At 37.3% G+C, this 25,330-nt stretch carries 23 protein-coding genes; 11 read left to right on the forward strand and 12 right to left on the reverse strand.

What is annotated here, in order from left to right:
• Positions 1–87: 87 nt before the first annotated feature.
• Both SJY23_RS06520 and SJY23_RS06525 read right to left on the reverse strand, forming a co-directional pair.
• On the reverse strand, positions 88–969 hold the full coding sequence (locus tag SJY23_RS06520; protein WP_396597906.1) for a flagellar motor protein MotB: 882 nt from the start codon (positions 967–969) through the stop codon (positions 88–90).
• Positions 970–1,103: 134 nt separating this feature from the next.
• Positions 1,104–2,273, reverse strand: coding sequence for a VWA domain-containing protein (locus tag SJY23_RS06525; protein ID WP_396597907.1), 1,170 nt, complete (start codon positions 2,271–2,273; stop codon positions 1,104–1,106).
• 208 nt (positions 2,274–2,481) lie between these two features.
• Here SJY23_RS06525 and SJY23_RS06530 point away from each other — a divergent pair, with 208 nt between their 5' ends.
• Complete coding sequence (locus SJY23_RS06530; protein WP_396597908.1) at positions 2,482–4,680, forward strand: histidine kinase; 2,199 nt, start codon at positions 2,482–2,484, stop codon at positions 4,678–4,680.
• Positions 4,681–4,683: 3 nt separating this feature from the next.
• Entirely contained in the window at positions 4,684–5,418 is a 735-nt protein-coding gene (locus tag SJY23_RS06535) for a LytR/AlgR family response regulator transcription factor (RefSeq protein WP_396597909.1), read from the forward strand.
• 9 nt (positions 5,419–5,427) lie between these two features.
• Here the strand turns inward: SJY23_RS06535 and murI are convergent, their stop codons facing one another.
• The 8 genes from murI to SJY23_RS06575 all read right to left on the reverse strand — a co-directional run bounded on the left by murI (position 5,428) and on the right by SJY23_RS06575 (position 13,645).
• The gene (gene murI / locus SJY23_RS06540) at positions 5,428–6,234 is read right to left on the reverse strand and encodes a glutamate racemase (RefSeq protein WP_396597910.1); all 807 of its coding nucleotides are present in this window, start codon (positions 6,232–6,234) and stop codon (positions 5,428–5,430) included.
• Positions 6,235–6,314: 80 nt separating this feature from the next.
• Positions 6,315–6,827, reverse strand: coding sequence for an OmpH family outer membrane protein (locus SJY23_RS06545; protein WP_035334726.1), 513 nt, complete (start codon positions 6,825–6,827; stop codon positions 6,315–6,317).
• A 39-nt stretch (positions 6,828–6,866) separates the two neighbouring features.
• Positions 6,867–7,877, reverse strand: coding sequence for an OmpH family outer membrane protein (locus SJY23_RS06550; RefSeq protein ID WP_396597911.1), 1,011 nt, complete (start codon positions 7,875–7,877; stop codon positions 6,867–6,869).
• A 37-nt stretch (positions 7,878–7,914) separates the two neighbouring features.
• A complete protein-coding gene (locus tag SJY23_RS06555) occupies positions 7,915–10,587 on the reverse strand; it encodes an outer membrane protein assembly factor (RefSeq protein WP_396597912.1) in 2,673 nt (890 codons plus the stop codon).
• Entirely contained in the window at positions 10,520–11,260 is a 741-nt protein-coding gene (locus tag SJY23_RS06560; protein ID WP_035334721.1) for an isoprenyl transferase, read from the reverse strand. The genes SJY23_RS06555 and SJY23_RS06560 overlap by 68 nt, the downstream gene beginning before the upstream one ends.
• Positions 11,261–11,267: 7 nt before the next feature.
• Positions 11,268–11,942 (reverse strand): DUF6089 family protein, encoded by a 675-nt coding sequence (locus tag SJY23_RS06565; protein ID WP_396597913.1) that lies wholly within the window; start codon positions 11,940–11,942, stop codon positions 11,268–11,270.
• A 155-nt stretch (positions 11,943–12,097) separates the two neighbouring features.
• Entirely contained in the window at positions 12,098–12,982 is an 885-nt protein-coding gene (locus tag SJY23_RS06570; protein ID WP_396597914.1) for an NAD kinase, read from the reverse strand.
• 6 nt (positions 12,983–12,988) lie between these two features.
• Entirely contained in the window at positions 12,989–13,645 is a 657-nt protein-coding gene (locus SJY23_RS06575) for a CBS domain-containing protein (protein WP_035334717.1), read from the reverse strand.
• A 78-nt stretch (positions 13,646–13,723) separates the two neighbouring features.
• On the opposite strand from SJY23_RS06575, the gene SJY23_RS06580 reads away from it, so the two are divergent.
• From SJY23_RS06580 to clpX, 8 genes are all read left to right on the forward strand, one after another.
• On the forward strand, positions 13,724–14,437 hold the full coding sequence (locus tag SJY23_RS06580) for a pyridoxine 5'-phosphate synthase (RefSeq protein WP_396597915.1): 714 nt from the start codon (positions 13,724–13,726) through the stop codon (positions 14,435–14,437).
• 3 nt (positions 14,438–14,440) lie between these two features.
• Positions 14,441–15,205 (forward strand): alpha/beta fold hydrolase, encoded by a 765-nt coding sequence (locus tag SJY23_RS06585; protein ID WP_396597916.1) that lies wholly within the window; start codon positions 14,441–14,443, stop codon positions 15,203–15,205.
• A gap of 128 nt (positions 15,206–15,333) precedes the next feature.
• The gene (locus SJY23_RS06590) at positions 15,334–16,605 is read left to right on the forward strand and encodes an OmpP1/FadL family transporter (protein WP_396597917.1); all 1,272 of its coding nucleotides are present in this window, start codon (positions 15,334–15,336) and stop codon (positions 16,603–16,605) included.
• An 11-nt stretch (positions 16,606–16,616) separates the two neighbouring features.
• Positions 16,617–18,203: a G-D-S-L family lipolytic protein gene (locus SJY23_RS06595; protein WP_396597918.1), complete on the forward strand. Its 1,587-nt coding sequence runs from the start codon at positions 16,617–16,619 to the stop codon at positions 18,201–18,203.
• A gap of 104 nt (positions 18,204–18,307) precedes the next feature.
• Positions 18,308–18,658, forward strand: a complete 351-nt coding sequence (locus SJY23_RS06600; RefSeq protein WP_396597919.1) for a phage holin family protein — start codon at positions 18,308–18,310, stop codon at positions 18,656–18,658.
• Positions 18,659–18,729: 71 nt separating this feature from the next.
• On the forward strand, positions 18,730–20,052 hold the full coding sequence (gene tig / locus SJY23_RS06605; protein WP_396597920.1) for a trigger factor: 1,323 nt from the start codon (positions 18,730–18,732) through the stop codon (positions 20,050–20,052).
• Positions 20,053–20,139: 87 nt separating this feature from the next.
• Positions 20,140–20,814 (forward strand): ATP-dependent Clp endopeptidase proteolytic subunit ClpP, encoded by a 675-nt coding sequence (gene clpP / locus SJY23_RS06610; RefSeq protein WP_013750316.1) that lies wholly within the window; start codon positions 20,140–20,142, stop codon positions 20,812–20,814.
• A 51-nt stretch (positions 20,815–20,865) separates the two neighbouring features.
• Complete coding sequence (clpX, locus tag SJY23_RS06615) at positions 20,866–22,098, forward strand: ATP-dependent Clp protease ATP-binding subunit ClpX (protein ID WP_396597921.1); 1,233 nt, start codon at positions 20,866–20,868, stop codon at positions 22,096–22,098.
• Between the two features lie 198 nt (positions 22,099–22,296).
• On the opposite strand, the gene SJY23_RS06620 is transcribed toward clpX, so the two are convergent.
• Positions 22,297–23,808 (reverse strand): GH3 auxin-responsive promoter family protein, encoded by a 1,512-nt coding sequence (locus SJY23_RS06620; protein WP_396597922.1) that lies wholly within the window; start codon positions 23,806–23,808, stop codon positions 22,297–22,299.
• A 101-nt stretch (positions 23,809–23,909) separates the two neighbouring features.
• On the opposite strand from SJY23_RS06620, the gene SJY23_RS06625 reads away from it, so the two are divergent.
• Complete coding sequence (locus tag SJY23_RS06625; RefSeq protein WP_035334707.1) at positions 23,910–24,707, forward strand: DUF2797 domain-containing protein; 798 nt, start codon at positions 23,910–23,912, stop codon at positions 24,705–24,707.
• Here SJY23_RS06625 and SJY23_RS06630 read toward each other — a convergent pair.
• Positions 24,704–25,318, reverse strand: coding sequence for a LysE family translocator (locus SJY23_RS06630; RefSeq protein ID WP_396597923.1), 615 nt, complete (start codon positions 25,316–25,318; stop codon positions 24,704–24,706). The two genes, SJY23_RS06625 and SJY23_RS06630, sit on opposite strands and share 4 nt — an antisense overlap.
• Positions 25,319–25,330: the final 12 nt, after the last annotated feature.

A 25,330-nucleotide genomic window follows, 5' to 3' on the forward strand; every position in this document is an offset into this window, starting at 1 on the left:
GTTAGATACCTAGTTTAAAATATAAAAAATCCCTCGCCAGTGATGGCGAGGGATTTTTAGTTTTATAAATATAAGGGATTATAGCTCTTATTCATTTGATGCCATTAGGGCTAAAAATTTATCAAGATTAGGTAGAATTAAAATTCTAGTTCTTCTATTTCTTGACATATTCTCTTTAGTATCATTTTCTACTAAAGGAACATAACTACTACGTCCAGAGGCAATTAGTTTAGATGGATCTACATTATGTTTATTCTGTAGCTCACGTACGATGGCTGTTGCGCGTTGAACACTTAGATCCCAGTTGTCTTTGAGGTACGAGCCTTTTTTTACAGTACGACTATCTGTATGACCTTCTACCATAACTTCTACAGCGGGTTCAGAATTTACTACGGCAGCAATACGTCTTAAAAGAGCATCTGCTTCCTTACTTACTCTATAGCTTCCAGAGCGAAATAACATCTTGTCTGAAATAGAAATCTGTACTACAGTATCATCTATATCTATATTAATGTCATCTAGTGCATTTGCTCCATAAACATCTTTATCAAGGTTACGTTTAAGTTTATGAGAAACGGCAAGATTCATTGAGTCTTCTAGCGTTTGAGCTTGAGCAAGCTCACTTGGATCTACATTTGCCAGCGCAGCACGTAGCTTTTGCTTTGTGTTTTCTGACATTACCGTACCGTTAGCAGTAATTTCAAATTTAGCGTCATTAGATGCTTGTAAATCAACGTTAGAGTCACGTAAAGAATTGATTTTAGTATTATAATCATCTACACGTTGCTCTATAGCCGCATATTTTGCCTCTATTTCTTCTTTTTCTACTTTAGTTTTAGTCAAAGTAACTTTTGTAGTGTCGTACTCAGACTGAAGCTGAGTGTATTTCTTTTTTGAGACGCAAGAGGTAAGTGCTCCAGCAGTCATCGCAATAAGTAGGGTATTCTTTGTAACTCTTGAAATAATCATAAGTGTTTAGTTTAGTGTTTACTTCTTAGTTATACGGTGGGAGGTTTTTATATAGACGTTAAGATTATCACAAAGTCAAACACCTTGCAGACGATGTGCTGTGCAAGGTGTTTATAATGAGTATTTTGCGGTAATTATTCCCAGCTATAGTTTTTTGCATGACCTTGCTTTTTTATAGCATCTAGTAGTGCATTGCGCAATTCATTGTCTTTAGTATTGGTTTTAGATTCAAGAAATTCTTTACGCTTTATGTTGAGCTTAGCGATTTCCTCTTGTATTCTTGTTCGCTGTATCTTTTTCTCAGAAACATATTTCTTAATCTCTTTTTCGTTTTTTCCTTTGAGTTCTTCAGGTAAGCTAGTTTCCTCAAGTTCTACTATTATTTCTTCATTTTCTTCCATGGCATCTACAAGGTCCCAGCTGGTATTCTTATACAGCCTAGAGCTCTTGCTTACTGCTCTTTTTACAGCATTTGCATTTCCATAAGATTGTGCATTGCTGTCTTGACTATTTTGTAAGGCCATTTTAGAAGAGGCTAGGCTTCCGTAACCTACATAGGTCTTATTAAGCTCTTCATTTTTTTGTAGTATCATCTCATCATAAGGCGATGGGATGTGCACTGTTGCCTTGTCGCTATTTATAGCGATATAATCTCCTTGTGTAAGGGATGCGCCATCCTTCCATTTGGTTTGCATTCCTTCATTGTAATTACCGCAAAAAATTGTGTTTATTGTCACATCTTTTCCACATGCATTGCTGGCTGCATCTTGATAACGTATTGGGCCTTGGTCAAAAGGTTCATTACCAGCTATAAAAATAAGGTTGAGGTCGTTTTTATTTTTACCCCATTCTAATTGATTGAGCGAATTTTGAATCACATTACCGCAATATTCGTTTCCTCCATTTGTTGTGAGAGAAAAGAGATTTTTAGAGATTTCATCAAGATCTGTGCTAAAGGAATTTACCATACGTATGTAGCCTTCTCTTGCGTTCAATCTGTCATTTCCATATTCATAAAGTGCAATTTTGAGATCCGGACGGCTTTCATTTCCGCATTTGGCTTCGGCTAATTCATTTACTAGCTCCCACAATTGTGCTCGTGCTTGATCTATAAGGCCATCCATGCTATTAGAAGTGTCTAAGAGTAATGCGACCTTAATGGTGTTTTGTACGGGATCTTTTTTTAATGATGAGGTGTGATTTTTTTCCGCTTTCGCGAAAGCGTGACCATCCACATTTACATTTGTGGCTAGGAGCCCGCTGTGCAGAGCAAGTGTAATTGCTAGGATAAAAAGAGTTTTCATTTGCTGATTTTTATGATGAATAGAATTCAAAATTACTAGTGTAATAAGCCAAATTTTAGGTAGAATGAGTGAATAGGACAGATGAATGAGTAAACGACCCTGGATGATTAGTGAAAGGAATGTTTTTATGGGTAAAACCATGAAAATAGGCGTGTTTGCATCTTTTATGGTTTTACGATGCTATTTTTTTAGAGTAAGTTTGACTACAATGAAAACAAGAAATCACATATTATTTATACTTCTTCTTTTGCTGGGGTCGTACACAGTCTTTTCTCAAGAAGAACGCGAGGCGGTGAGTAGAAGTACGAATCGAGTTTTTACTTTAAAAGGAAGTATACTTGATACGGAACACATGAAACCTGTTGCTAAGGCAAATGTAGAGGTCACAGGTGGAGCTTATACAACTTCAGGTAGTGATGGAGAGTTTAGAATAGCTGCCAAAGTAGGTGATGAGCTGGTGATACGTAGTGAAGATTTTGAGACTGTTTTTTACACAATAAAAGACCAGCAGCGTATTAAATTAGAAGTGCGACCTATAGAAAAGTTAACTCAATTCGATGAAGTTTCAGATATTGAAGCAGCGCCTATAACGTTTAATTCGTTACTTAATGAGGCAACGCAGGTTTATAAATCAAATGCCGCTGCTGGGGTTGATAAAGTGGCACAAGCCCTTTCTATTCCTGACATTTCGATAACCGAAAGAGCTAAGAGTTTTGAGCTACTAGGAGATATTTATAGCCACTGGAAGCAGTATGATCTTGCGGTAACTAATTATAAATTGAGCATCAAAAATAAACCAAGTGTTCCTGTTGAAATTGCACTTGCTCAGGCATATTATAACAATAAAAATTATCAAGAAAGTATAAGACTATACACCAAGCTTACAGAGATGGAGCTTACTGCAACGCAACAAATAACAGTAAAAGAAGGACTAGGTGATGCTTATGTTGCAACGGGTGATTATGTGACCTCTATCACAAATTATGAAGAGGTGGAGAAAAAAGTTACCCAACTTCAAAAACCATCAGACGCAGCAAGACTAAATACAAAAATCGGTAATGCTTATGATCAACAAGGAGCACCGCAAGCCGCTGCTTTAAATTACTCTAAGGCAGCCGAGTTATCTAATATTGAAAAAACGGAGTCTGCCGTAAGAGCAAAGACTAAAGTTGCAGATTATTATAGTAGAAATAAATCTTATGATGCAGAGATTGAGTTGCGTAAATCTGCAATAGAGGATATAAGCCTAGTTGCACCAGATTCTATAGCTAATGATGATGTGATAACAGTACAAAAACAAAACTATAAGATAGGATTTGCACTGGCCGCACAAAATAAATACGAAGAGTCTATTACTTTTTTAGAGAAGAGTATAGAAGAAGCACGTGATAAGGAAGATCTAATAGTGGAGAAAAATGCAAGGCGCAGACTCTCTGAGGTATATCGCGATAAGGGCGATATAGACAAAGCTAAGGAAGCTTATGAGGCGTATAAAAATATTGTAGATCTTAGTTATAGCCGTAAAGAGCAAGAAATCTCCCAAGCCACCCGCTTTGCAAAGGATATTACCGAAAAGCAGAATAGAATTATTAGTCTTGAAAAAGACAGACAACTGAATGAGAGTCGATATCAGCTTGCTTTTCAAGAACAGGAGCTTGTAGAGGCTAGAGATACTAGGCAAAAAGTAATCATTGGATCTCTAATATTGGTCACGGCATTATTGTTACTTACGGCATTCTCTATGTATAGAAGTAGTAAGAAGCAACAATATGCAAATAACCTCCTTGCTCTTAAAAGTTTGCGATCACAAATGAATCCACATTTTATTTTTAATGCATTGAATTCGGTAAATAGTTTTATAGCCACAAATGATGAACGTACGGCCAATAAATATCTTTCAGATTTTTCTATCCTCATGAGAGCCGTGCTAGAGAATAGTGAGGAAGATTTTATACCACTATCAAGCGAGATAGACCTTATCAAGAGATATACGATGCTAGAGCATTTTAGATTTAAAGATCGTTTTGATTATGAGATTGAGGTAGATGAAGCGCTAGATGTAAGCTCCTTTATGATTCCACCTATGTTATTGCAGCCTTATGTAGAAAACGCTGTGTGGCATGGAATGCGTTATAAAGAAGAGAAAGGTATGCTGCGCATTAGTTTTGATCAAAAGGATGAGGATACGGCAATTATAACGGTCTCAGATGATGGAGTAGGACGTACACGTAGTAAAGCATTGAAGACGGAGAATCAAAAGAAACAAAAATCTAAGGGAATGGGGAATATCAAAAAGCGAATTGCCATTCTCAATGAGATGTACGGTGATCGTATCGCTGTTACCGTCTCTGATGTATTTGATTCAGGAGAAGGGACAAAAGTGACGCTCACTCTTAAAAAAGTATAATTCATGAAGCTCAAAACCATTATAGTAGAAGACGAAGAGACTAGTAGAGAGATCTTGCGCAACTATCTCACTAAGTACTGTCCTAAAGTTGACATCGTAGGTGAGGCAGCAAATGTTGATGAAGCGTTGGTACTCATAAGAAACCATGAGCTTGACTTGGTTTTTCTAGATGTAGAAATGCCTAAGGGCAACGCTTTTGATTTACTAGAGCAAGTAGGCGACCGTAGTTTTGAGACGGTTTTTGTGACAGCATATAATCAGTATGCCATGGATGCGCTCAACACACACGCATCTTACTATCTACTAAAGCCGGTTTCTATAGATGAACTAATTAAAGCGGTAGATTACGTGAGTGAGATCAAGTCAAAAGAGAATGCTTTAGATAATAAAGTTCTCACTGCACATACAATTGACAAGCAAGGTAAAATCACTATTCCAGTACAAGATGGTTTTGAAGTGCTATCTGCACAAGATATCTTGTATTGCAAGGCAGATGATAACTACACAGAGATTTTCCTGAAAAATGACGAGAAGAAACTGGTAAGTAAAACGCTTAAATTTTTTCAAGATGCGCTTACAGATTTTGGATTTGCACGTGTTCACAAATCATATTTAGTCAATGTAAACGAAATCACCGCTTATAAAAAGGGTAAAGGAGGAAGCGTCGTGTTGAGTAGTGGGAAAGAGGTAATGGTTTCTGCTAGTCAAAAAGCAAACTTACTCACCTATTTTCAATAATTAGGTGCGCTAAAAATCAAGTTTCTTAATAGTGATATCAAGTGGAGGGGTTACGCTTTCGCGAAAGCGTACTAATACTTTTTTTAAAATACTGGGATCCCCATTTGTAAATAATTGATGATTTCCAATGGTAGCGGTATTGCAGGCGTTTATTTCAGTAAGAACAGATTTGGTCTGGCGAGCAACGGCTAGTCCAGAATCTATGATAGTTACCTCTTGAGGTAATAACTCAGTTAGAAGTGGGATGAGGTATGGATAGTGACTACATCCTAAAACGAGGTAATCAATCTCTTGGGCAATCATAGGAGCAACATATGACTCAAGGAGTTTTCTTAAAACGGAACTCTCAAGATTCCCCTTTTCTATAAGCGGTACGAGACCTTCTCCTATGACTTCTATAACTTTAGTCCCTTGTGTCCACTTCTCTGAAGTATCTTGAAACAGGGTGCTGTTTAGCGTTCCTTTGGTCGCTAGAATACCAATGGTTTTATTTTTAGAATTGAGTGCCGCAGGCTTGATAGCTGGTTCAATGCCTATAAATGGGATGTCATAATTTTTCCTGAGGTAATCAATCGCATTTGTAGTCGCGGTATTACAAGCAACAACAATAATTTTTGCGCCTAGTTGTATAAGCTTTTCTGTGTTTTTTACTGATAGCGCAATTATTTCCTCTTTTGACTTTGCGCCGTAAGGTGCATGCTTACTATCAGCAAGGTATATGGTGTTTTCATACGGTAGGTGTGTGACTACTTCTTTCCAAATGGAAGTGCCTCCTATACCACTATCAAAAAGCCCAATGTTACCTTTATCTTGCATGTATCTAAAATAAAAAACTGCCCTTTAAAAAGGGCAGTTTTTAATATTTGTTTTCGCTTGAGCGAAAGAATATCTTAAAATTATATTCCTAAAGAAGTTTTCACGTCTTGCATTAAGTCATAACCATCTGCCATGATAACTCCTGCAGCTCCAGTTGTAGAATCAAGTACGTAATCAAATCCTTTTTCTCTTGCTACTTTTTGAATCGTTACTCTTGCTTTTTCGTATACAGGCTTAAGAAGTTCTTGCTCTTTTTTCTGAAGTGTCTGTAATGCAGTTTGTTGGTACTTCGCTATGTTTGATCTTGTTTCTTGAACTTCTTGCATACGTCTTCCATTCTCTTCTTCAGTTTGAGTTTCTGCCTCACGAGTATAACGCTCGTATGTTTTTTGAAGCTCTGTACCCATTGCAGATATTTCTGTATCATAAGATTTCTGTAGCTTTTCTAGCTCAGACATCCCATTCTTATATGCTGGCATAGCTTCTACAAGAGACTGTGAGTTAATGTGTGCAACTTTGCTTTGTGCTTGCATAGCGCTACTCATTCCTACGATAAGTGCAATTGCTGCTAATACTTTTGTAAACTGTTTCATTTTAATCTAATTTGAGTTAAGTGTAATAATTAATAAGGGTTATCTACCGTCTCCGTTATTGCCATTTTGAGCTGGAGGCGTAGTTTTCTTTTTCCTTGCTTCTAAAATTGAATCTCTCCTTGCTTTTCTTACAGCAATAATAGAATCTTTTTTTCTTTTTCTCTCTGCAATGGCAGCTTCTTTAGCGGCTTTTGCATTTGCAGGATCTGTTCCTAATGATGGTGTGCCTCTTCCGCTAGATGTTGTGGTTTTTGCTGCACGTGCGGCTTGTATAGAATCTTTCTTGCGCTGGCGTTCTTCAAGTAATAATCTTCTTCTTTCTTGAAAAGCGGCTTGACGTTCTGCCTTTTGAGTCTCTCTATCTTTATTGCGAGCTTCAAGTGCAGCCTCACGTTCGGCAGTCTTGGCGTCTATTGCTCGTTGTCTTTCTTGACTAGCTTTATCTTGCTCTACCGTCTTTGCCTCATCGATATCAAAATCTCTCTCGTCTTTCTTGCTGTTGATTTGATTACGTTTGGCAGCTCTAGTGATGCTTCTTAATACTTGGTCACTTATATTAAGTCTGTCTGCCGTATAAAGCATCATTAAGTCTGATGATTTATCAAAAACAAGGTCAAACTTCTTTGCTGCAGAAATCTCTTGTACTGCATTGAATACTTGGTCTTGTACTGGCTCAACAAGTTGTCTTCTCTGGATAGCTAAATCTCCACCTGGTCCAAAACGTTTTTGCTGGTATTCTAATATTAAATCTCTTTCAAAAGTGATTTCTTCATCACGTTCTTCTATAAGCTCTTTTGTAAGTAATGCTCTTTCATTATCTAGTTGCTTTTTCATAGCAGCAACTTCTTCCAGTTTTGTTTCAATCTCACCTTTCCATCTACTAACCTTATCATCAAGCTGTGCAGATGCTTCTTGATATTCAGGAACATTTTCAAGTATGTAATCCATATCAATGTATCCTATACGTACACCACTAGCTCTTTGAGCCTCTAGTGAAGAAGTAGATAACAACATTGTTGCGATTAGTAAGAGAAAAACTGGTGTCTTCATAATTTCAGAATTGCATTAGAAATAATCGTGCCAAAAATTAGAACTGCTGACCAATAATGAAGTGTGTTTCCCATCCATTTGCTCCTACAGTACCAGGAATTGGGTCGAATCCATATCCAAAATCCAATCCTAATAAACCAAAGGCTGGCATAAATATACGAATTCCTGCTCCAGCAGATCTACTCAATTGAAACGGGTTATAGTCTCTAAAATTGTCATAAGATGATCCAGCCTCTGCAAAAGTTAATGCATAAATAGTCGCTTGAGGATTAAACGAAATTGGGTAGCGTAGTTCTAAACTGAATTTGTTGTAAATAGTTGCACCATCATTTGCTTGATTTGTGCTAGAAAGCGCTGCTCCTCGATCAATAGGAGTTACGGCTTGGTTAGGATAACCTCTAAGTCGTACAATCTCTCTACCATCTAGTGAGAAACCACCTAGACCATCTCCTCCTAAGAAGAAACGCTCAAATGGAGGTACGCCTCTATCTTGATTATAAGCTCCAAGCCATCCAAATTCAATTCCCGTTTGTAGGACAAATTTGCCAACTATCGGCGTATACCATTTACCATCAAATTTAACCTTGTAGTATTCTAGCCAGTTAAAACGCTCTTGATCAATGCGGCCTATCTCATCACTATCTTGATTCTCTACAGCTATTTCACGATCTGCAGCAAGCTGTTTGTAATCTGTCCCATTCCAAGCAGAGTAAGGAAGTGTAAGTTTAGCCGTTACACTTATGTCTGATCCACCGGTAGGGAATATGAGTCCGCCAAATACTTCTCTTCTACTTAAACCAACAGTATAAGCTAAGTTTTCTGATGATCCATTACCAAAGGTAAATAGACCCGTATTATAGTTTTGTAAGTCAAAGTGCTGGAAACTTAAAGCGTGTGATAGGCTAAAGTTTCCATCAGGCCATGAAAGACGTTTTGATAGTCCAATAGAACCACCTGTAATTAAAAACTTTCTGTCTCTGTCTACACGATCACTAGCATTCCCGCTATTTATACCTGTAAATAGATATTGTATCGTATGTGAAAAAGAAGTTGAAAATTGTACCGGTTGTTTTCCTCCAAACCATGGGTCTGTAAGTGAAGCACTATACGTTTGGAAAAACTGACTAGCTTGCGCTCTTAAGGAGAATTTCTGACCATCTCCCATAGGAAGAGGTTGGTATGCATCCTTATTAAAAATGTTCTGGATAGAGAAGTTATTGAAAGAAAGACCTAGCGTTCCTACAAAACCTCCACCACCAAAGCCTCCTTGAAGCTCTATCTGGCTGGCACCTTGTTCTACAACATTGTATTCTAAGTCTACAGTACCTCCTACAGCATCAAAATTATCAAAGTTAGGCGTAAGTTGCTGTGCATCAAAAAATCCTAATTGACCAAGCTCCCTAATCGTTCTAACCACTGCATCTTTACTGTATCGTTGTCCAGGTTTAGTGCGTAGTTCTCTATAAATAACCTTATCCTTAGTCTTGTCGTTACCCTTTACAGTTACTTTATTAAAATAAGCAAGTTTTCCTTCAGAGATACGTACCTCAAAATCAATAGTGTCGTTTTGAACACTTGTCTCTACGGCATTTATATTTGAGAATAAGTAACCAGTATTTTGGTAAAGGTTTGCAATGTTGTCTGAGTCTGGGTCTGTATCATCTTGAATACGTTTTTTCAGTAAGACACCATTATATACGTCACCTTTAACAAGCCCTAGTTGGCGACTTAACTGCTCATCTGTGTATACAGAGTTTCCTATAAAATCGATATCACCAATATAGTATCTATTTCCCTCTTCTACATTAATCTCTAAAGTAATGCTCTTGTCATTATTTTTAATAATAGTATCAGAGATTACACGTGCATCACGGTATCCTTTTTCTTTGTACTTATCTATAAGTGCAATTTTATCTTCCTCATAGTCTGCTTTAATAAATTTTGATCGCTTCCATACACGCCAGATTTTTTTCTCCTTTGTGTTTTTCATAGAACCTAGAAGGGTAGCTCTTTTAAGTTTTTCACGTCCTGTAAAATTGATGTCGGCAATTTTTACTCGTTCACCTTTATCAATATTTACGGTCATGTTGACCTTGTTTGCACCTATACTATCTGCAGTAGGAACAGTATTAATAAATACCTTAGAGTTAAGAAATCCTTTCTTCTTGTAGGTATTCTCTATGTAATTCTTTGCTGTTGTCTCTAGGTTTTCTGTAACCTTTGCACCTTTGTTAAGACCATTGTCTTTGATAAAGCTGGCTCCTTTTTTCTGTTTGATTCCTTTGAATTTAACTTCATTAAGTTCTGGAACTTCCTTTATGTCAAGTTGTAAGTCAACTTTATTACCGTTTATACCAGTAACATATAGGTTAATGTCTGAGAAAAGCTCGAGTGACCATAACTTTTTAATGACGTCCGTTATTTTCTGTCCAGGTAGAAAAATCTCTTCTCCTACTCGTAGTCCTGTAAATGCAATGACGGTATTCTCATTATAAGTAGAAACTCCACTTACTGTGATATCTGCAATTTCATATTTAACTTCTGGGTCTAGCGGTAATTGTCTTTGCGCTTGAGCAAAAGTGAAGCTCAAAAGGGCTAAAAAAATCATCCATTGGCTTGTCACTTTTGAAAAAGTAGATGCACTATTTAATTTGTTCACTTGTCTTTCCAAATCTTCGTTCTCTTTTCTGATAATTGTAAATAGCGTCATGTAAATGTTCCTTTCTAAAATCTGGCCACAGTATTTCTGTAAAATAAAACTCAGCATAGGCTATCTGCCACAACAAAAAATTACTAATTCGTTGCTCTCCACTTGTGCGTATTAACAAATCTACATCCGGCATGTCATGGGTGTAAAGATGCTCATTTATACAAGATTCATCTATTTCAGCTGGCGAAATTAGGTTATTTTTAACTTTATCGCTTATTTCTTTTACAGTTTTTATTAGTTCTTCTCTACTTCCGTAACTCAATGCAAGAGTGAGTTTAAGCCTTTTGTTGTTCTTTGTTTTTTCTATAACCTCATTGAGTTCTTTTTGTGCTTTTTTGGGCAAAGAGCTCGTATTTCCAATAGTGTTTAAGGAAACATCATTGTCTTGTAAGGTTGAAATTTCTTTTTTTAATGAAGACACAAGGAGGTTCATGAGTGTGTCTACCTCTGCTTTAGGGCGATTCCAATTTTCTGTAGAAAAAGCATATAAGGTTAGATAAGGCACACCAAGTTCGGCAGCGGCTTCCACGGCCTCTCTTACGGCCTTAGATCCCTTTTTGTGACCAACAGCTCTAAGAAGGCCTTGTCTTTTTGCCCATCGTCCATTACCATCCATAATAATGGCGATGTGCTGGGGTAACTTTTCTTTATTAATCTGGGCTAGTACGTCCATTATATTCTTAAAATCCGCAGTAACAAGGTCTGCGGCCAAAGGTAAAACTCACGGTCAATCCCGTAAATACATACCAATCATTATTATTTTTATTTCCTATACTTAAAGCATCTTCTCCTGCAGGATCACTGCCATCTATATTATCTGTAAATGTGTAACGTGCACCACCTTCTAAGGCTATAACCATTGTACTATTTACAGCTACTTTATAGCCAAGTACGATAGGTATTGCTACATCAATCGCATTTCCACTTGCCGTTACTCCGTCTATATTTGATATGTTTTCATGACTAAAAGCCGTGAGACCAGTATATAAATATGGTGCATTGGCATTGCGATCTTTAAACATGTCAAATTCCCAAAACGTATACTCTAGACCCAATGAAATCTCTTGAAGACTATTAGTAAAGGATAATCCTCTGCTTTGTCTTCTTGCCTCATGACTATCTTCGTCATTTCCTTCTAGCTCTGTAAATAGGGCTGTAAATCTAAAGGAATGTCTTGAACTTCTATTCCACTTCAAAATAGCACCAAAAACAGGCTTATTTGGAGAAAAGTAGCTGGTAGAGCCAATATCGCTTACAACATTAGATCCACCAATAAACCCTCCTATTTCATAAGTCTGAGCTTGTGTTTCAATATTCCAAAAAATGGCGATCAATAAAATCGTCAGGTACTTCATATAACGTTAAAAGTTTGCAAATATAACAATTCTGTGTTGGTACTAGCAATTAGGGATTGCTAAGATGCTGTGGGTAAGTTTACGCTTTCGCGAAAGCGTACTGTCATTAATAATAATAACCCTTACAGAAAACACAATAAACGCATAAATATTGTCTAGTTTCTTTTGTCTTCCCCCCAAAGTAACTTTCGACGTAGTGTTTTTAAAAAACTATCGCCCTCTAAACGTATGAGGCTTATTTGAAATGGTGCCTTTTGTAAAGTGATAATGGTCTCATTATCCAGGGTAGCTATGCGGGAATCCAGCGAAATCAAATGTTGCTCTTCTCTTCCTGAAACGCTCAGCTCGATAATGGTCTCATCAGGAATTACTAATGGTCGGGCATTTAAATTATGAGGAGCTATGGGAGTGAGTATTAAACTTGAGGTGTGCGGCGTGATAACTGGGCCTCCACAACTGAGTGAGTATCCAGTAGAGCCGGTGGGAGTAGCTACAATTAAACCATCTGCCCAATAATTTGTTAAGTCTTCACCATCGAGCTTGGTCTTTACAGAAATCATGGAGGTAGTGTTTTTTCTGCTCACAGCGATCTCGTTAAGAGCAAAGTTAAGCTCTCCTATTTCTTCTGAGAGCTTACTAGTTGTAATTTGTAACAAGCTCCTTTTGGAAATACTATATTTTCCAGTTAAGATTTTGTCTATTGACGCTTCAATGTCATTTTTCTTGATGGTAGCAAGAAAACCTAGTCGCCCAGTATTTATACCTACTATGGGTATGTTGAGATCTCTAACGTAGGTAACTGTCTTTAGTATGGTTCCATCACCTCCTATACTTACAAAAAGGTCGTAACTGTTATCTAATTCTTTAAAGGTCGAGAAGTGATTATAGTCCTTTTCAATAGTGTCATTCTCATGTATGAGCTTAAGGAAATTCTTTTCTATAATTACTTCTATCTGTTTTTTGTCAAGAATATCAAGAAGCTGTTGGATGTATTGCCCTGCTTCTTTGTGATAAAACTGACCGTAAATACCAATTTTCATAATTTATTAGATATTAAGGTACTTCTCTAAGTACTGAGAGCGCTCTCTTAAATCTGAAAGAAAGGTGTCTTCGTGATGACTAGATACTACGTTATAGCTATATCTTCTAAAGGCTGCGAGAATGTCATTAAAATTTGATCTACCTATCTTTATTGAGATTTCGGCAACGTCATTTTCTATTCTAGAAATAAATATACCCCAGATTTTACCATCATTTGATTCTACAATCTGACTTACTTCACTAAAGGAGTAATCTTGAATCCCTTTTTCTATAATTACCACACTTCCTGGCTCGCTTATAAAAGGAGTATTATTAAAGAAACTCATTACATCTTCTAGCTCGTAGTATCCTAGATAGGTGTTTTTTTCATCAAGCACAGGCATCATGTTACAGCCGTGTCGTGCAAAAGTCTCGAGTACATCTAGCCAGTTAGTGTCATAACGCACAAAAAATTGCTCATATCCATGACTGTATTCACTTATAGGAGTATCTGCGTCTAGGCAATGAGTATCATTTTCTGGTAAGGAACCTACGTAAACACCGTCTCGTTCTATAGGGACATGGGAATAAGTAGTTTGACTAAAAATAGACTGTACTTCTCCTATGTTCTGCTTTTCAGAAACTGGAGAAATGTCATTTATAATGAAATCTGTTAACGTCATACTGCAAAATAATGAAAAAATAACCGCCTAGCAGTGGTCTCTTCGTATTTTTGTGATATCAAATAATACCATATTGCTATGACAAAATTAAGTGTAAACATAAATAAGGTGGCCACGTTGCGTAATGCAAGAGGAGGTAATGTTCCAGATTTATTAAAAGTTGCGGGCGACCTAGAGAAAATGGGTGCTCAAGGAATAACCATTTACCCCCGTCCAGATGAGCGTCATATAAGGTATCAAGATGCGAGAGATCTTGTAGATGTAGTTACTACAGAGTATAACATAGAAGGAAATCCTATCCAGAAGTTCATAGACTTAGTTCTCGAGACTAAGCCTACCCAAGTTACACTTGTTCCAGATGCTGTAGATGCTATTACAAGTAATGCTGGTTGGGATACTATAAAACACAAAAGTTTCTTGCAAGAAGTAATTCAAGAGTTTAAAAATGCGGGAATACGCACCTCAATTTTTGTAGATCCAGTGCTAGAAATGGTAGAAGGAGCAAAAGAAACTGGCGCAGACCGCATCGAGCTTTATACAGAGTCGTATGCAGATGGTTATGTGCTTAATAAGGAAGAAGCGATAAAACCATTTATAGCCGCTGCTTTTCATGCGAGTGATGTAGGATTAGGAATTAATGCTGGTCATGATTTATCACTAGATAATATTGAATATTTTCATAATAGCATTCCAGATTTGTTAGAGGTATCTATAGGTCATGCGTTAATGTCGGAGTCTTTATATCTAGGTTTTGAAACGGTGGTGGCGTCTTACCTCAAAAAACTGCAGTAATTTATGTTACATTCTAATATCATAGGAGAAGGTGAGCCGCTCATCATATTACACGGTTTTCTAGGAATGGGTGATAATTGGAAAACGCTGGCAAAGCAATTTGCAGGAGACGGTTTTCAAGTGCATCTTATAGATCAGCGTAATCATGGGCGTAGTTTTCATAGTGATGCTTTTAGCTACGAGTTAATGGTAGAAGATCTCAAATTTTACTGTGTAGAAAATAGTCTGGAAAATTTCAACTTACTTGGTCATTCCATGGGGGGTAAGGTCGCTATGCTTTATGCAACTACCTATCCAAATATGATTAGAAAGCTGATCATCGCAGATATAGGTGTAAAAGAGTATCCACAACATCACCAGGTCATTCTTGAAGGTTTAACTGCCTTATCAAACGATACTCAAGCAATGACGAGTCGTTCAGGAGCAGATGATTTTCTTTCCACATACATTACAGATGTAGGAACGAGAATGTTCTTGCTTAAAAATCTTTATTGGAAAGAAAAAGGTGTGTTAGGTTTTAGAATGAATCTCAAAGCACTTATAGAAAACATAGAACAGATAGGGAAGGCACTTCCGGAAGGAGCTAGCTATGGAGGGGATGTACTTTTTTTAAGAGGAGACAGGTCAAATTATATTCTTGATGAGGATGAAAAAGGTCTTTATAACGCTTTCGCGAAAGCAAAATTAAGCACTATTTCAAATGCTGGACATTGGCTTCATGCAGAAAATCCTAAAGATTTTTATAAAGAAGTGATAAATTTTTTATAACATTGTTTCAGCAAATTTACTATGTATGCATAGTAAATTGATAATAAATCTATAAATCCCTTGTAAATACTGTATTTTTGAGGGTAGATTTTTAAGAATAACACATTTCCCTTAACCTAAATTAAATTATGAAAAAAGTATTAAGTGTCGTTGTGCTACTACTCGTTTGTGCTGTTACCTATGCCGGTGGATACCGAGTAAGTTTACAAGGACAACGCGGTCTAGCGATGGGTCACACTGGTGTGGCAATGGTTAATAATGCAGAGATTGCATTTTTTAACCCAGGAGGTCTAGTGCATCTAGAAGGAAAATTAAATATAGCCGTAGGAGGTTTTGGAGTATTCTCTGATGTGAAGTTTCAAAACGCTGAGTTCGGGCAGACTTCACAAACTGATAGTCCTACAGGAACGCCTTTGTATTTATATGCAAGCTATAACGTAAGTGAAAAACTAGCAGTAGGTCTAGCAGTGTACACTCCTTACGGAAGTACTGTAGAGTACCCAACAGATTGGTCTGGATCACATCTTGTTAATAGTATCGATCTGTCGGCTATTTTTGTACAACCTATGGTTTCTGTAAAATTACTTGAAGATTTAAGTATTGGAGGGGGGCCTATCCTAGCTATTGGAGGGGTTAACTTTAATCGTAACCTATCTCGTAACCTTACTGATATTGATGGTAATCGTTCTAATGTAGAGCTTGACTCACAAGGACTAACTGCTTTTGGTTTTTCTGTAGGAGCTATGATTACTCCTAATGATCAGTGGTCTTTTGGAGTTAACTACAGGTCTAAGATTGATATCGATGTAGAGCAAGGAGATGGTGAAGCAGTATTCTCAAATGTGCCTAACTCTCCATTAGCACCTATTGCAAATGGAACTTATGACTTTACAGCAACACTACCATTACCTGCAGAGTGGACGGTAGGAGTTTCTTATAAGCCATCAGATAAGTGGACGCTTAACTTTGACTGGAATTATGCAGAGTGGGATGCTTACGAAGCATTAGACATTATGTTCCTTAATACAGATGGTTCTCTTGCATTAGAGTCTATTAATCCTCGTAACTATAAAAATGCTTCAAGTTACCGTCTAGGTGCTCAGTTTGATGTAAGTTCAAAATTTGTACTACGTGCAGGTGCTTACTTTGATGAGTCTCCAGTACAAGAAGGTTTCTTTGCTCCAGAAACTCCACGTAACGATTCTTACGGATTTACAGGTGGATTTACTTATAACGTAACAGATAAGTTAGCGATTGATGCTTCTTTCCTTTACCTAACATTTAAGGAAATTGATGCTTCTTACGATTCTTATGTAGAAGGTGGAGAGCGCGTTCCTTTTGGAGGAACTTACAAATCAAGTGCATTTGCACCAGGTTTAGGTCTTAGTTATAAATTATAAAAATAGCATTGATGAAAAAATATTTCAATTATATAGCACTTCCGGCACTAGCACTAGGACTAGTTGCTTGTGAACCAGAATTTGATAATGATATCGCAGAGAATGATGATTTTTACACTAGTGGTAGTGCAGATTTCTCAAGCTACGTTTCTGTAGGAAACTCTCTTACTGCAGGTTTTGCAGACGGAGCATTGTATATCACAGGTCAAGAAAACTCATACCCTAACATTATGGCGCAGCAATTTGCGCTTGCAGGAGGAGGTAGTTTTTCTCAACCACTAGTAAGTGATAACCTTGGAGGACTTACTTTAGGAGGTATGCAAATTACAGAAAACCGTTTTGTACTCGCTACAGACGCAGATGGTAACCCAGGACCTGCACGTCTTGCAGGAACTCCTACTACAGAAGTTTCAAATATTGTTGCTGGACCATTTAATAATGTGGGTGTACCAGGGGCAAAAAGTTTTCATCTTGTAGCTCCAGGTTACGGTAACGTTGCTGGTGTAGCTACAAGTCAAGCAAATCCTTATTTTGCTCGTTTTGCTAGTACAGCAAATACGACAGTTATGGCAGAGGCACTTGCGGCAAACCCTACATTCTTTTCATTATGGATAGGTAATAATGATATTTTAGGTTTTGCAACATCTGGAGGTGCTGGAGTTGATCAAACTGGAAACCCAGATGCGACTACTTACGGACCTAATGATATTACAGATCCTACATTATTTGCAGGTGTTTATGCTCAAGAAGTAGCGGCACTTACAAGTACAGGAGCAAAAGGAGCATTAGTAAACATTCCAGATGTAACTTCTATTCCTTTCTTTACAACAGTTCCTTCTCAGGCAATACCACTAGATGAGGAAACAGCAGCAACACTTAATGCAAGTTTTGCAGCTTATAATACACAAGTATTGCCAGGACTTGCCTCTTTTGGAGTGATTACAGCAGAAGAAGCTGCTGCTCGTCAAATTAACTTTAGTGCAGGAGCAAACTTTATCACTATTCAAGACGAAGATTTGACTGATATTTCAGCTATTGTTCAAGGAGCGCCTTTTAACTTAGATCCTATTACAGCTGCTTTGTTATCGCAACTACGTCAAACTACAAATGAAGATTTAATTCCGCTTACAACTGCTGGAGTTTTAGGAACTGTAGATGAGGCTTACGTAGGATTCTTAGTTTCTCAAGGTCTTCCTGTAGAACAAGCTGGATTATTAGCAATAAACGGTGTGTCTAGACCATTACAAGATCAGTTTGTTCTTACTACGCAAGAGCAAGCACTCGTAACGGCAGCACAAACAGAATACAACGCAACAATCCAGGCGCTAGCAGACGCAAATGGACTTGCTTATGTAGATGCTAGAACTGCCCTACAAAATGTAGCAAACGGAGGTGTCGCTTTTAGCGGTGGTATTCTTTCTTCGCAATTTGTGACGGGAGGAGCATTCTCACTAGATGGAGTACATCCATCACCTAGAGGTTATGCTTTTACTGCAAACGCTGTTATTAATGCCATTAATAACACATATGGATCAACGATTCCAGTTGTAGATATAGGAGACTATGCTACGGTAACTATTAGTAATGATGTAAACTAGAATACGTTTACTTGTAATATGTAAAAAGCGCCCTTTTTAAAGGGCGCTTTTTTTATGTGTAAATTTACGCTTTCGCGAAAGCGTAACCCTTAAAATTCAACTTTATGAAATCTATCATCAAAATTTTACTAACAGCTGTTGCGGTAGTAGTGCTTTCAAAGCTCCTTCCAGGCGTGGCCGTAAGCGGTTTTGTGACAGCGATTATTGTCGCTATCATACTCGCGCTACTTAAATTTATCGTGAGACCTGTACTTGTCATACTTACATTGCCAGTAACGATTTTGACCTTTGGTTTATTCCTATTTATCATCAATGCTTTTATAATATTAATAGCAGATTATTTTATAAGTGGCTTTTCGGTGAGCGGTATTTGGATAGCATTACTGTTTAGTATCCTGCTTAGTATTTTTCAAAGTATATTGTTTTCACTTATTAAAGACGACAGCAAGAGCTAGTTAAGCACATCTTAAAAGATTGTTGTACTCGTAAAAATATTGTATTTTTGCGCCCTCAAAATTACATCATAATGAATATTACAAAAGAGCAAATAGACGACCTGAACGCAGTAGTAAAGGTAGAAATCGTTAAAGAAGATTATAACGATAAAGTAGAGTCTATCCTTAAAAACTACCGTAAAACGGCAAATATTCCTGGTTTTAGAAAAGGTCACGTCCCTATGGGAATGATTAAAAAGCAGTATGGAACAGCTGTAAGAGTTGATGAGGTTAATAAATTACTTCAAGAGGCTTTAGGTAAGTTTTTACAAGAAGAAAAGCTAGATGTTTTAGGTAATCCACTACCTAAAAACCAAGAAGGGTTTGATTGGGATACAGATGATTATAATTTTGAATTTGAATTAGGGATGGCTCCTAAGTTTGATGTAAACCTTACACCAAAGAAAGCTATCACAAGTTATAAAATCAAAGTAGATGACAAGATGGTAGATAGCCAGGTCACTACTATAAGAAAGCAATACGGTACACTGGTTTCTCAAACAGAAGTAGCAAAGGATAGTGAAATCACTGGTACTTTTGTAAACGAAGAAGCAGGTATAGACAACCAAGCGACTTTTGAAATAGAGCAAGTAAAAGGAAAGAAAAATGTAGATGCATTAGTAGGTGCAAAGCCTGGTGATGTAATCACATTAAAAACAAAAAGTTTGTTTTCTGAGCCTGGAACATACCAAGCTGCGTTAAAGATCTCTGAAGATCAAGCAAAAGAAATGAACGCAGAACTTACCTTTACACTAACCGAAACAAACAAGCGTGAGCAAGCAGATCTTGACCAAGAGCTATTTGATAAATTATTTGGTAAGGATGTTGTAAAAAGCACAACAGAGCTTAAAGAGAAGATTAAAGAAGATGGAGAGCGCCAGTTTGTACAACAGAGCGATCAACAACTTATGAATGACGTTACTGAGCGTATTATAGATGAAACTAAGTTTGATCTTCCTTCAGACTTTCTTGCTAGATGGATACAATCTAGTGGTGAGAAGCCTATGACAGATGAGGAGGCAAAAGAAGAGTTTACTCGCTCTGAGAAAGGCTTAAGATGGCAGCTTATAGAAGGGAAAGTAGTTACAGATAATAAACTTCAAGTGACTTTTGAAGAATTAAAAGACTACGCAAAAGATATGATCAAGTCGCAGATGATGCAATACGGTCAGATGAACCCAGAAGATAAAGAGCTAGAAGATATCGCAGCACGTATACTTGGTAATCAAGAAGAGGTAAAGCGTTTATCTGAGCAGCTTATGAATGTAAAAATGCTTGCATTCTTTAAAGAAAATGTAAAACTTAAGGAGAAGGAAGTAACCTTTGACGAATTTGTTAAGGAAGTTTACAATTAGAATACTTCCTAGATAATAAGTATCTTTAAAGCGTTTTACTTGTATAGGTAAAACGCTTTTTTTTAAAATATATATTGCTATAAAAATATGGATTACGGAAAAGAATTTAAAGATTTTGCAATCAAAGATCAGGGTGTAAACTCTAATTATTACGATAAAATTATTACGAGCATGTTGCCACAAGGCCTTACTCCTAATATCATTGAAGAGCGCCAGATGAACATAGCTATCTTTGATGTATTCTCTCGTTTAATGATGGATCGCATCATTTTCTTAGGAACAGGGATTAATGACCAAGTTGCAAATATTGTACAAGCACAGCTACTATTTTTAGAAAGTACAGATGCAAATAAGGATATTCAGATCTACATTAACTCTCCTGGAGGAAGTGTATATGCGGGATTAGGTATTTATGATACGATGCAGTTTATCAAGCCAGACGTAGCTACTATCTGTACTGGTATGGCTGCCTCTATGGGAGCAGTATTGCTTTGTGCAGGAGCAAAAGGTAAACGTAGTGGTTTGCCACATAGCCGTGTGATGATTCACCAGCCTATGGGTGGAGCACAAGGTCAAGCATCAGATATCGAGATTACAGCAAAAGAAATCTTGACACTCAAAAAAGAACTTTACGATATTATCGCAAAGCATTCTGGTCAAGACTATGATAAAGTATATAACGATAGTGATCGTGATTACTGGATGAAAGCAGATAAAGCGCTTGAGTACGGTATGATTGACGAAATTTTGAAGAGAGATTAATGAGATATACGCTTTCGCAAAAGCTTATAATATCTCACAACAGTAAATAAAATGGCAAAGGAAGATTTAGAATGTTCATTTTGTGGTAGAAAAAAGCCAGAGACTAGCTTACTAATTGCTGGGCTTGATGCACACATCTGTGATAGATGTATTGAGCAAGCACATGGTATTGTAATAGAAGAGTCTAAGGACGTTGCTACAAATGATCTTGAAGGAGAGCTTAAGTTAAGAAAGCCACAAGAAATTAAAGAGTTTCTTGATGGGTATGTTATAGGTCAAGAGTTTACAAAAAGAGTAATGTCTGTAGCGGTGTATAACCACTACAAACGATTATTGCAGCCTGCTACAGATGACGATATAGAGATCCAGAAGAGTAACATCGTGATGGTGGGACAAACAGGAACTGGTAAAACACTTATCGCAAAGACAATCGCTCGTATGCTTAATGTGCCTCTTGCAATTGTAGATGCTACAGTACTTACAGAAGCAGGTTATGTAGGTGAGGATGTTGAAAGTATTTTGACACGTCTTCTACAAGCAGCCGACTATAATCTTGAAAAAGCACAGAGAGGAATCGTTTTTATAGATGAGATAGATAAGATTGCTCGTAAGAGTGACAATCCATCTATTACGCGTGATGTGAGTGGAGAAGGTGTGCAACAAGCGTTATTAAAGCTATTAGAAGGTACGGTTGTAAATGTGCCGCCTAAGGGAGGACGTAAGCACCCAGATCAAAAGTTTATTGAGGTAAATACAGAGAATATCTTATTTATTGCAGGAGGAGCTTTTGACGGTATAGAACGCCATATTTCTAAGCGTCTTAACATGCAGGCCATGGGATTTGTGGCGAGTAAGAGTGAAGATGTAGTAGAAAAGGATAATATGCTTAAATATATTATTCCTAAAGACCTTAAGGATTTTGGTCTTATTCCAGAAATTATAGGTCGTCTGCCAGTTTTAACGCACATGAATCCGCTAGATGAAGGAACGTTGAGAGCTATCCTTACAGAGCCTAAAAATGCTATTATAAAGCAATATAAGAAGCTTTTTAGTATGGATGATATAGAGCTTACCATTACAGATGAAGCTTTGGATTATATGGTAGGTAAAGCTATCGAGTATAAACTTGGAGCAAGAGGACTGCGTAGTTTATGTGAAGCTATTCTTACGGATGCTATGTTTGATCTTCCTAGTTCTGACGAGAAATCGCTTAATGTAACTAAAACTTATGCAGAGAGTAAATTAAATAAATCTACTCTTAAAAAGCTCAAAGCAGCTTCATAGTAATGAGGTTACATAAATAGATTAATAAGGTACTCTTATGAGTGCCTTTTTTTATGGTTTTGAGTGAGCGTTTTAGGTTTTAAAAGTAGAATGTATTGTGGTGAGTACGCTTTCGCGAAAGCGTAAAAAAACTACTAATTTTGCTTAGCGGTCGTATTTTCCAACATAAAAGCGTACTTAAAAATGCCGATTGCAATGCTATGCAAGCTCAAGCAGTGCTTCTACAAAATCTCTTTTATTTGATAATCTAGGGACTTTGTGCTGGCCGCCAAGTTTATTATTCTCTCTGAGCCAGTCATAAAATAGATTTTCTCTCGCGCTATGTACCGTGGGCGCGTTTAACGTAGTGTTATTGAAACGCTTTGCTTGATAATCACTGTTTACTTCTTGAAGCGCAAGATCCAGTTTGTGATTAAAAAGTGCAATATCCTTAGGTGGGTTTTTAAACTCTATAATCCACTCATGTGCACCTTTTTCTTTTCCTTCCATGAATATAGGCGCGGCGGTATAGTCTTTTATTTCGGAGCCTGTTTCTCTGGTCGCTTTTTTAAGGGCTTCTTCTGCATTCTCAATGATAAGCTCTTCTCCAAAAACGTTGATGTGATGTTTTGTTCTCCCCGTAACTTTAATTCTATACGGGCTGGTGCTTGTAAATCTTACGGTGTCACCTATTTTATATCTCCATAAACCAGCGTTTGTAGTGATAACAATCGCATAATTTACTCCTACTTCTACCTCTGTAAGTGGTATTACGTTTTGCCCAGAAGTTCCATAGGTCGTCATGGGTATAAATTCATAAAAAATACCATAGTCAAGCATGAGCAATAACTCCTTAGAGTCGTTCTGACCTTGTATTGCAAAAAAGCCTTCTGAGGCATTGTAAATCTCGTAGTACTTAAAAGAATTAGACGGGATCAGCTTTTGATATTGCTCCATATAAGGATCAAAACTCACGCCGCCATGGAAGTAAACTTCAAGGTTAGGCCACACCTCAAGTAAATTTGAAGCGCCAGTAGTTTCAAGAACATTATTTAATAAAACAAGCATCCAAGAAGGTACTCCAGAGAGGCTGGTTACATCTTGCTGGATAGTCTCGTCTACAATGGCTTGCATCTTGGTTTCCCAATCACTTAGAAGTGAAACACCATTAGTAGGTGTACTGCTAAGCTCTGCCCAAAAAGGCATATTGTCAATTAATATAGCCGATAGATCACCATAAACGGTTCCATTGTCGTGATACAATTGCTTGCTGCCGCCCAGTCTAAGACCTTTGCCAGAAAAGAGTTGTGACCCCTCATTATTATTAAGGTACATACAGAGTAAATCCTTACTTGCGGCATAGTGGCAGTTTTCCAGTGATTCTGGACTTACTGGGATGTACTTGCTACGAGCATTTGTAGTACCACTACTTTGTGCAAACCATTTTATAGGTGTAGGCCACATAATATTTGACTCTCCTTTACGGCTACGCTCTATGTATTCTTGATTTTCCTCATAAGACGTGACTGGAATGCGATCTGCAAACTCACGATATGACTTGATAGATTTAAAGTCATAAGCTCTACCTATCTCGGTATCTCTTGCTTTGTCTATAAGCTTAATGCGCAATTCTTCTTGAACTTCAGAGGGGTACTTTATAAAAAGTTCCATCTGGTGAATGCGTTTTTTTAAGAACCAAGAAGCAATAGAATGCACTAAAGGGATAGCCATAAAGTTGGTATATTTACACGTATATAACGGAATAGGTTATTGCTTTCGCGAAAGCTAATTTAACCTTATTTCCCCACATTTTGTAATCAAAGTTTTCTTAAATGCAATACCAAGGTGTCCTTAGAAAAATGCAAACGGAGCACACAGATCCTATAAATTACTATTTAGTAATGGATGGTGACTTCATACAGATGAATCAACTCTTAGGAAAAAGGTTGCATCTAGAATTTGTAAGGTACGAATGTCTCGCGTGTGGCGAAAATAAAAAGATTTTCCGTCAAGGATATTGTTATGATGATTTTTACAAAGTACCACAAGCTGCCGATTGGATTATGAAACCTGAGCTTTCTAAAGCGCATCTAGGTGAAGAAGAGAGAGATCTAGAATACGAGAAAAAGGTGCAATTACAACCTCATATTGTATATCTAGCAAACTCAAGTAATGTAAAGGTAGGAGTGACACGTAAGACACAGGTGCCTACAAGGTGGATAGATCAAGGTGCCCATGAAGCAGTAGAGATTGTTGAAGTGCCTAATAGATACCTAGCTGGTATAACAGAACTAGCGCTTAAAGAACATGTTTCAGATAAAACGAACTGGCGCAAGATGCTCAAAAATGACATTGAAGATGTAAACCTCGCGGAATATCGCGATGAACTTAAAAAATATATACCAGAAGAGGCACAGCAGTATTTCATTCCTAGTAATGAGGAGACTCATATTCATTTTCCAGTAGATAAATATCCAGAAAAATTAAAAACGCTTAATCTAGACAAAACTCCGGCTTATGAAGGTGTTTTAAAAGGGATTAAAGGACAGTATCTTCTTTTTGAAGATGATACCGTATTTAACGTGCGTAGCTGGGAAGGGTATGTAGTACGCCTAGAAGTACTTTCTTAAATGAAAGTCAGCTTGATAACTTGCATGCAGGCCAAAATAATAAGTGTTACGCCTATATAGCGATTAATATTACTTTCTGAAGATGATTTCTTTTTTTGAATATGAGAACCAAATCTACTGTAGCCATAGAGTGTTGCAACCTTTCCTATAAAGACACCACTAAGAAATAGTGCCAGCCATAACGTAGAGTCAGATGCGGTACTGGACAACCATTTTCCGAGTAAAGAAAAAACCAAAATCCAATACACAAGTACTGGCGGATTAATAATGCTTAGTGTGAATCCTAAAAGGTATTTAGATGATTTTTGTCTTTTACGTTTCGGGTAATCCTTTTTTTTAAGAATAAAGTAGAGCCCTGCCATAGCGAGAATCGTAGCGACTAAGTATTGTACCCAGAGATTCATTTCAAAAAAATCATGTACAACCATACCAGAAGAAAATGCTATAAATGCAAGTAGTACCTCTCCCAGTCCAGCACCATAACTTATCTTTAAAGATTCGTGTTGTGATTCATTTAGGGAGGTTTTGATTACAGCAAGATTTGATGCTCCCGGAGGAAGTGCCCCGAGAATGGTAGTAATAATGCCTATAAGTAATGCTGTAAAAATCATAATGACTTAGTG

It is taken from the genome of Dokdonia sp. R86516 (genome assembly GCF_044596715.1).
GTDB lineage: Bacteria > Bacteroidota > Bacteroidia > Flavobacteriales > Flavobacteriaceae > Dokdonia.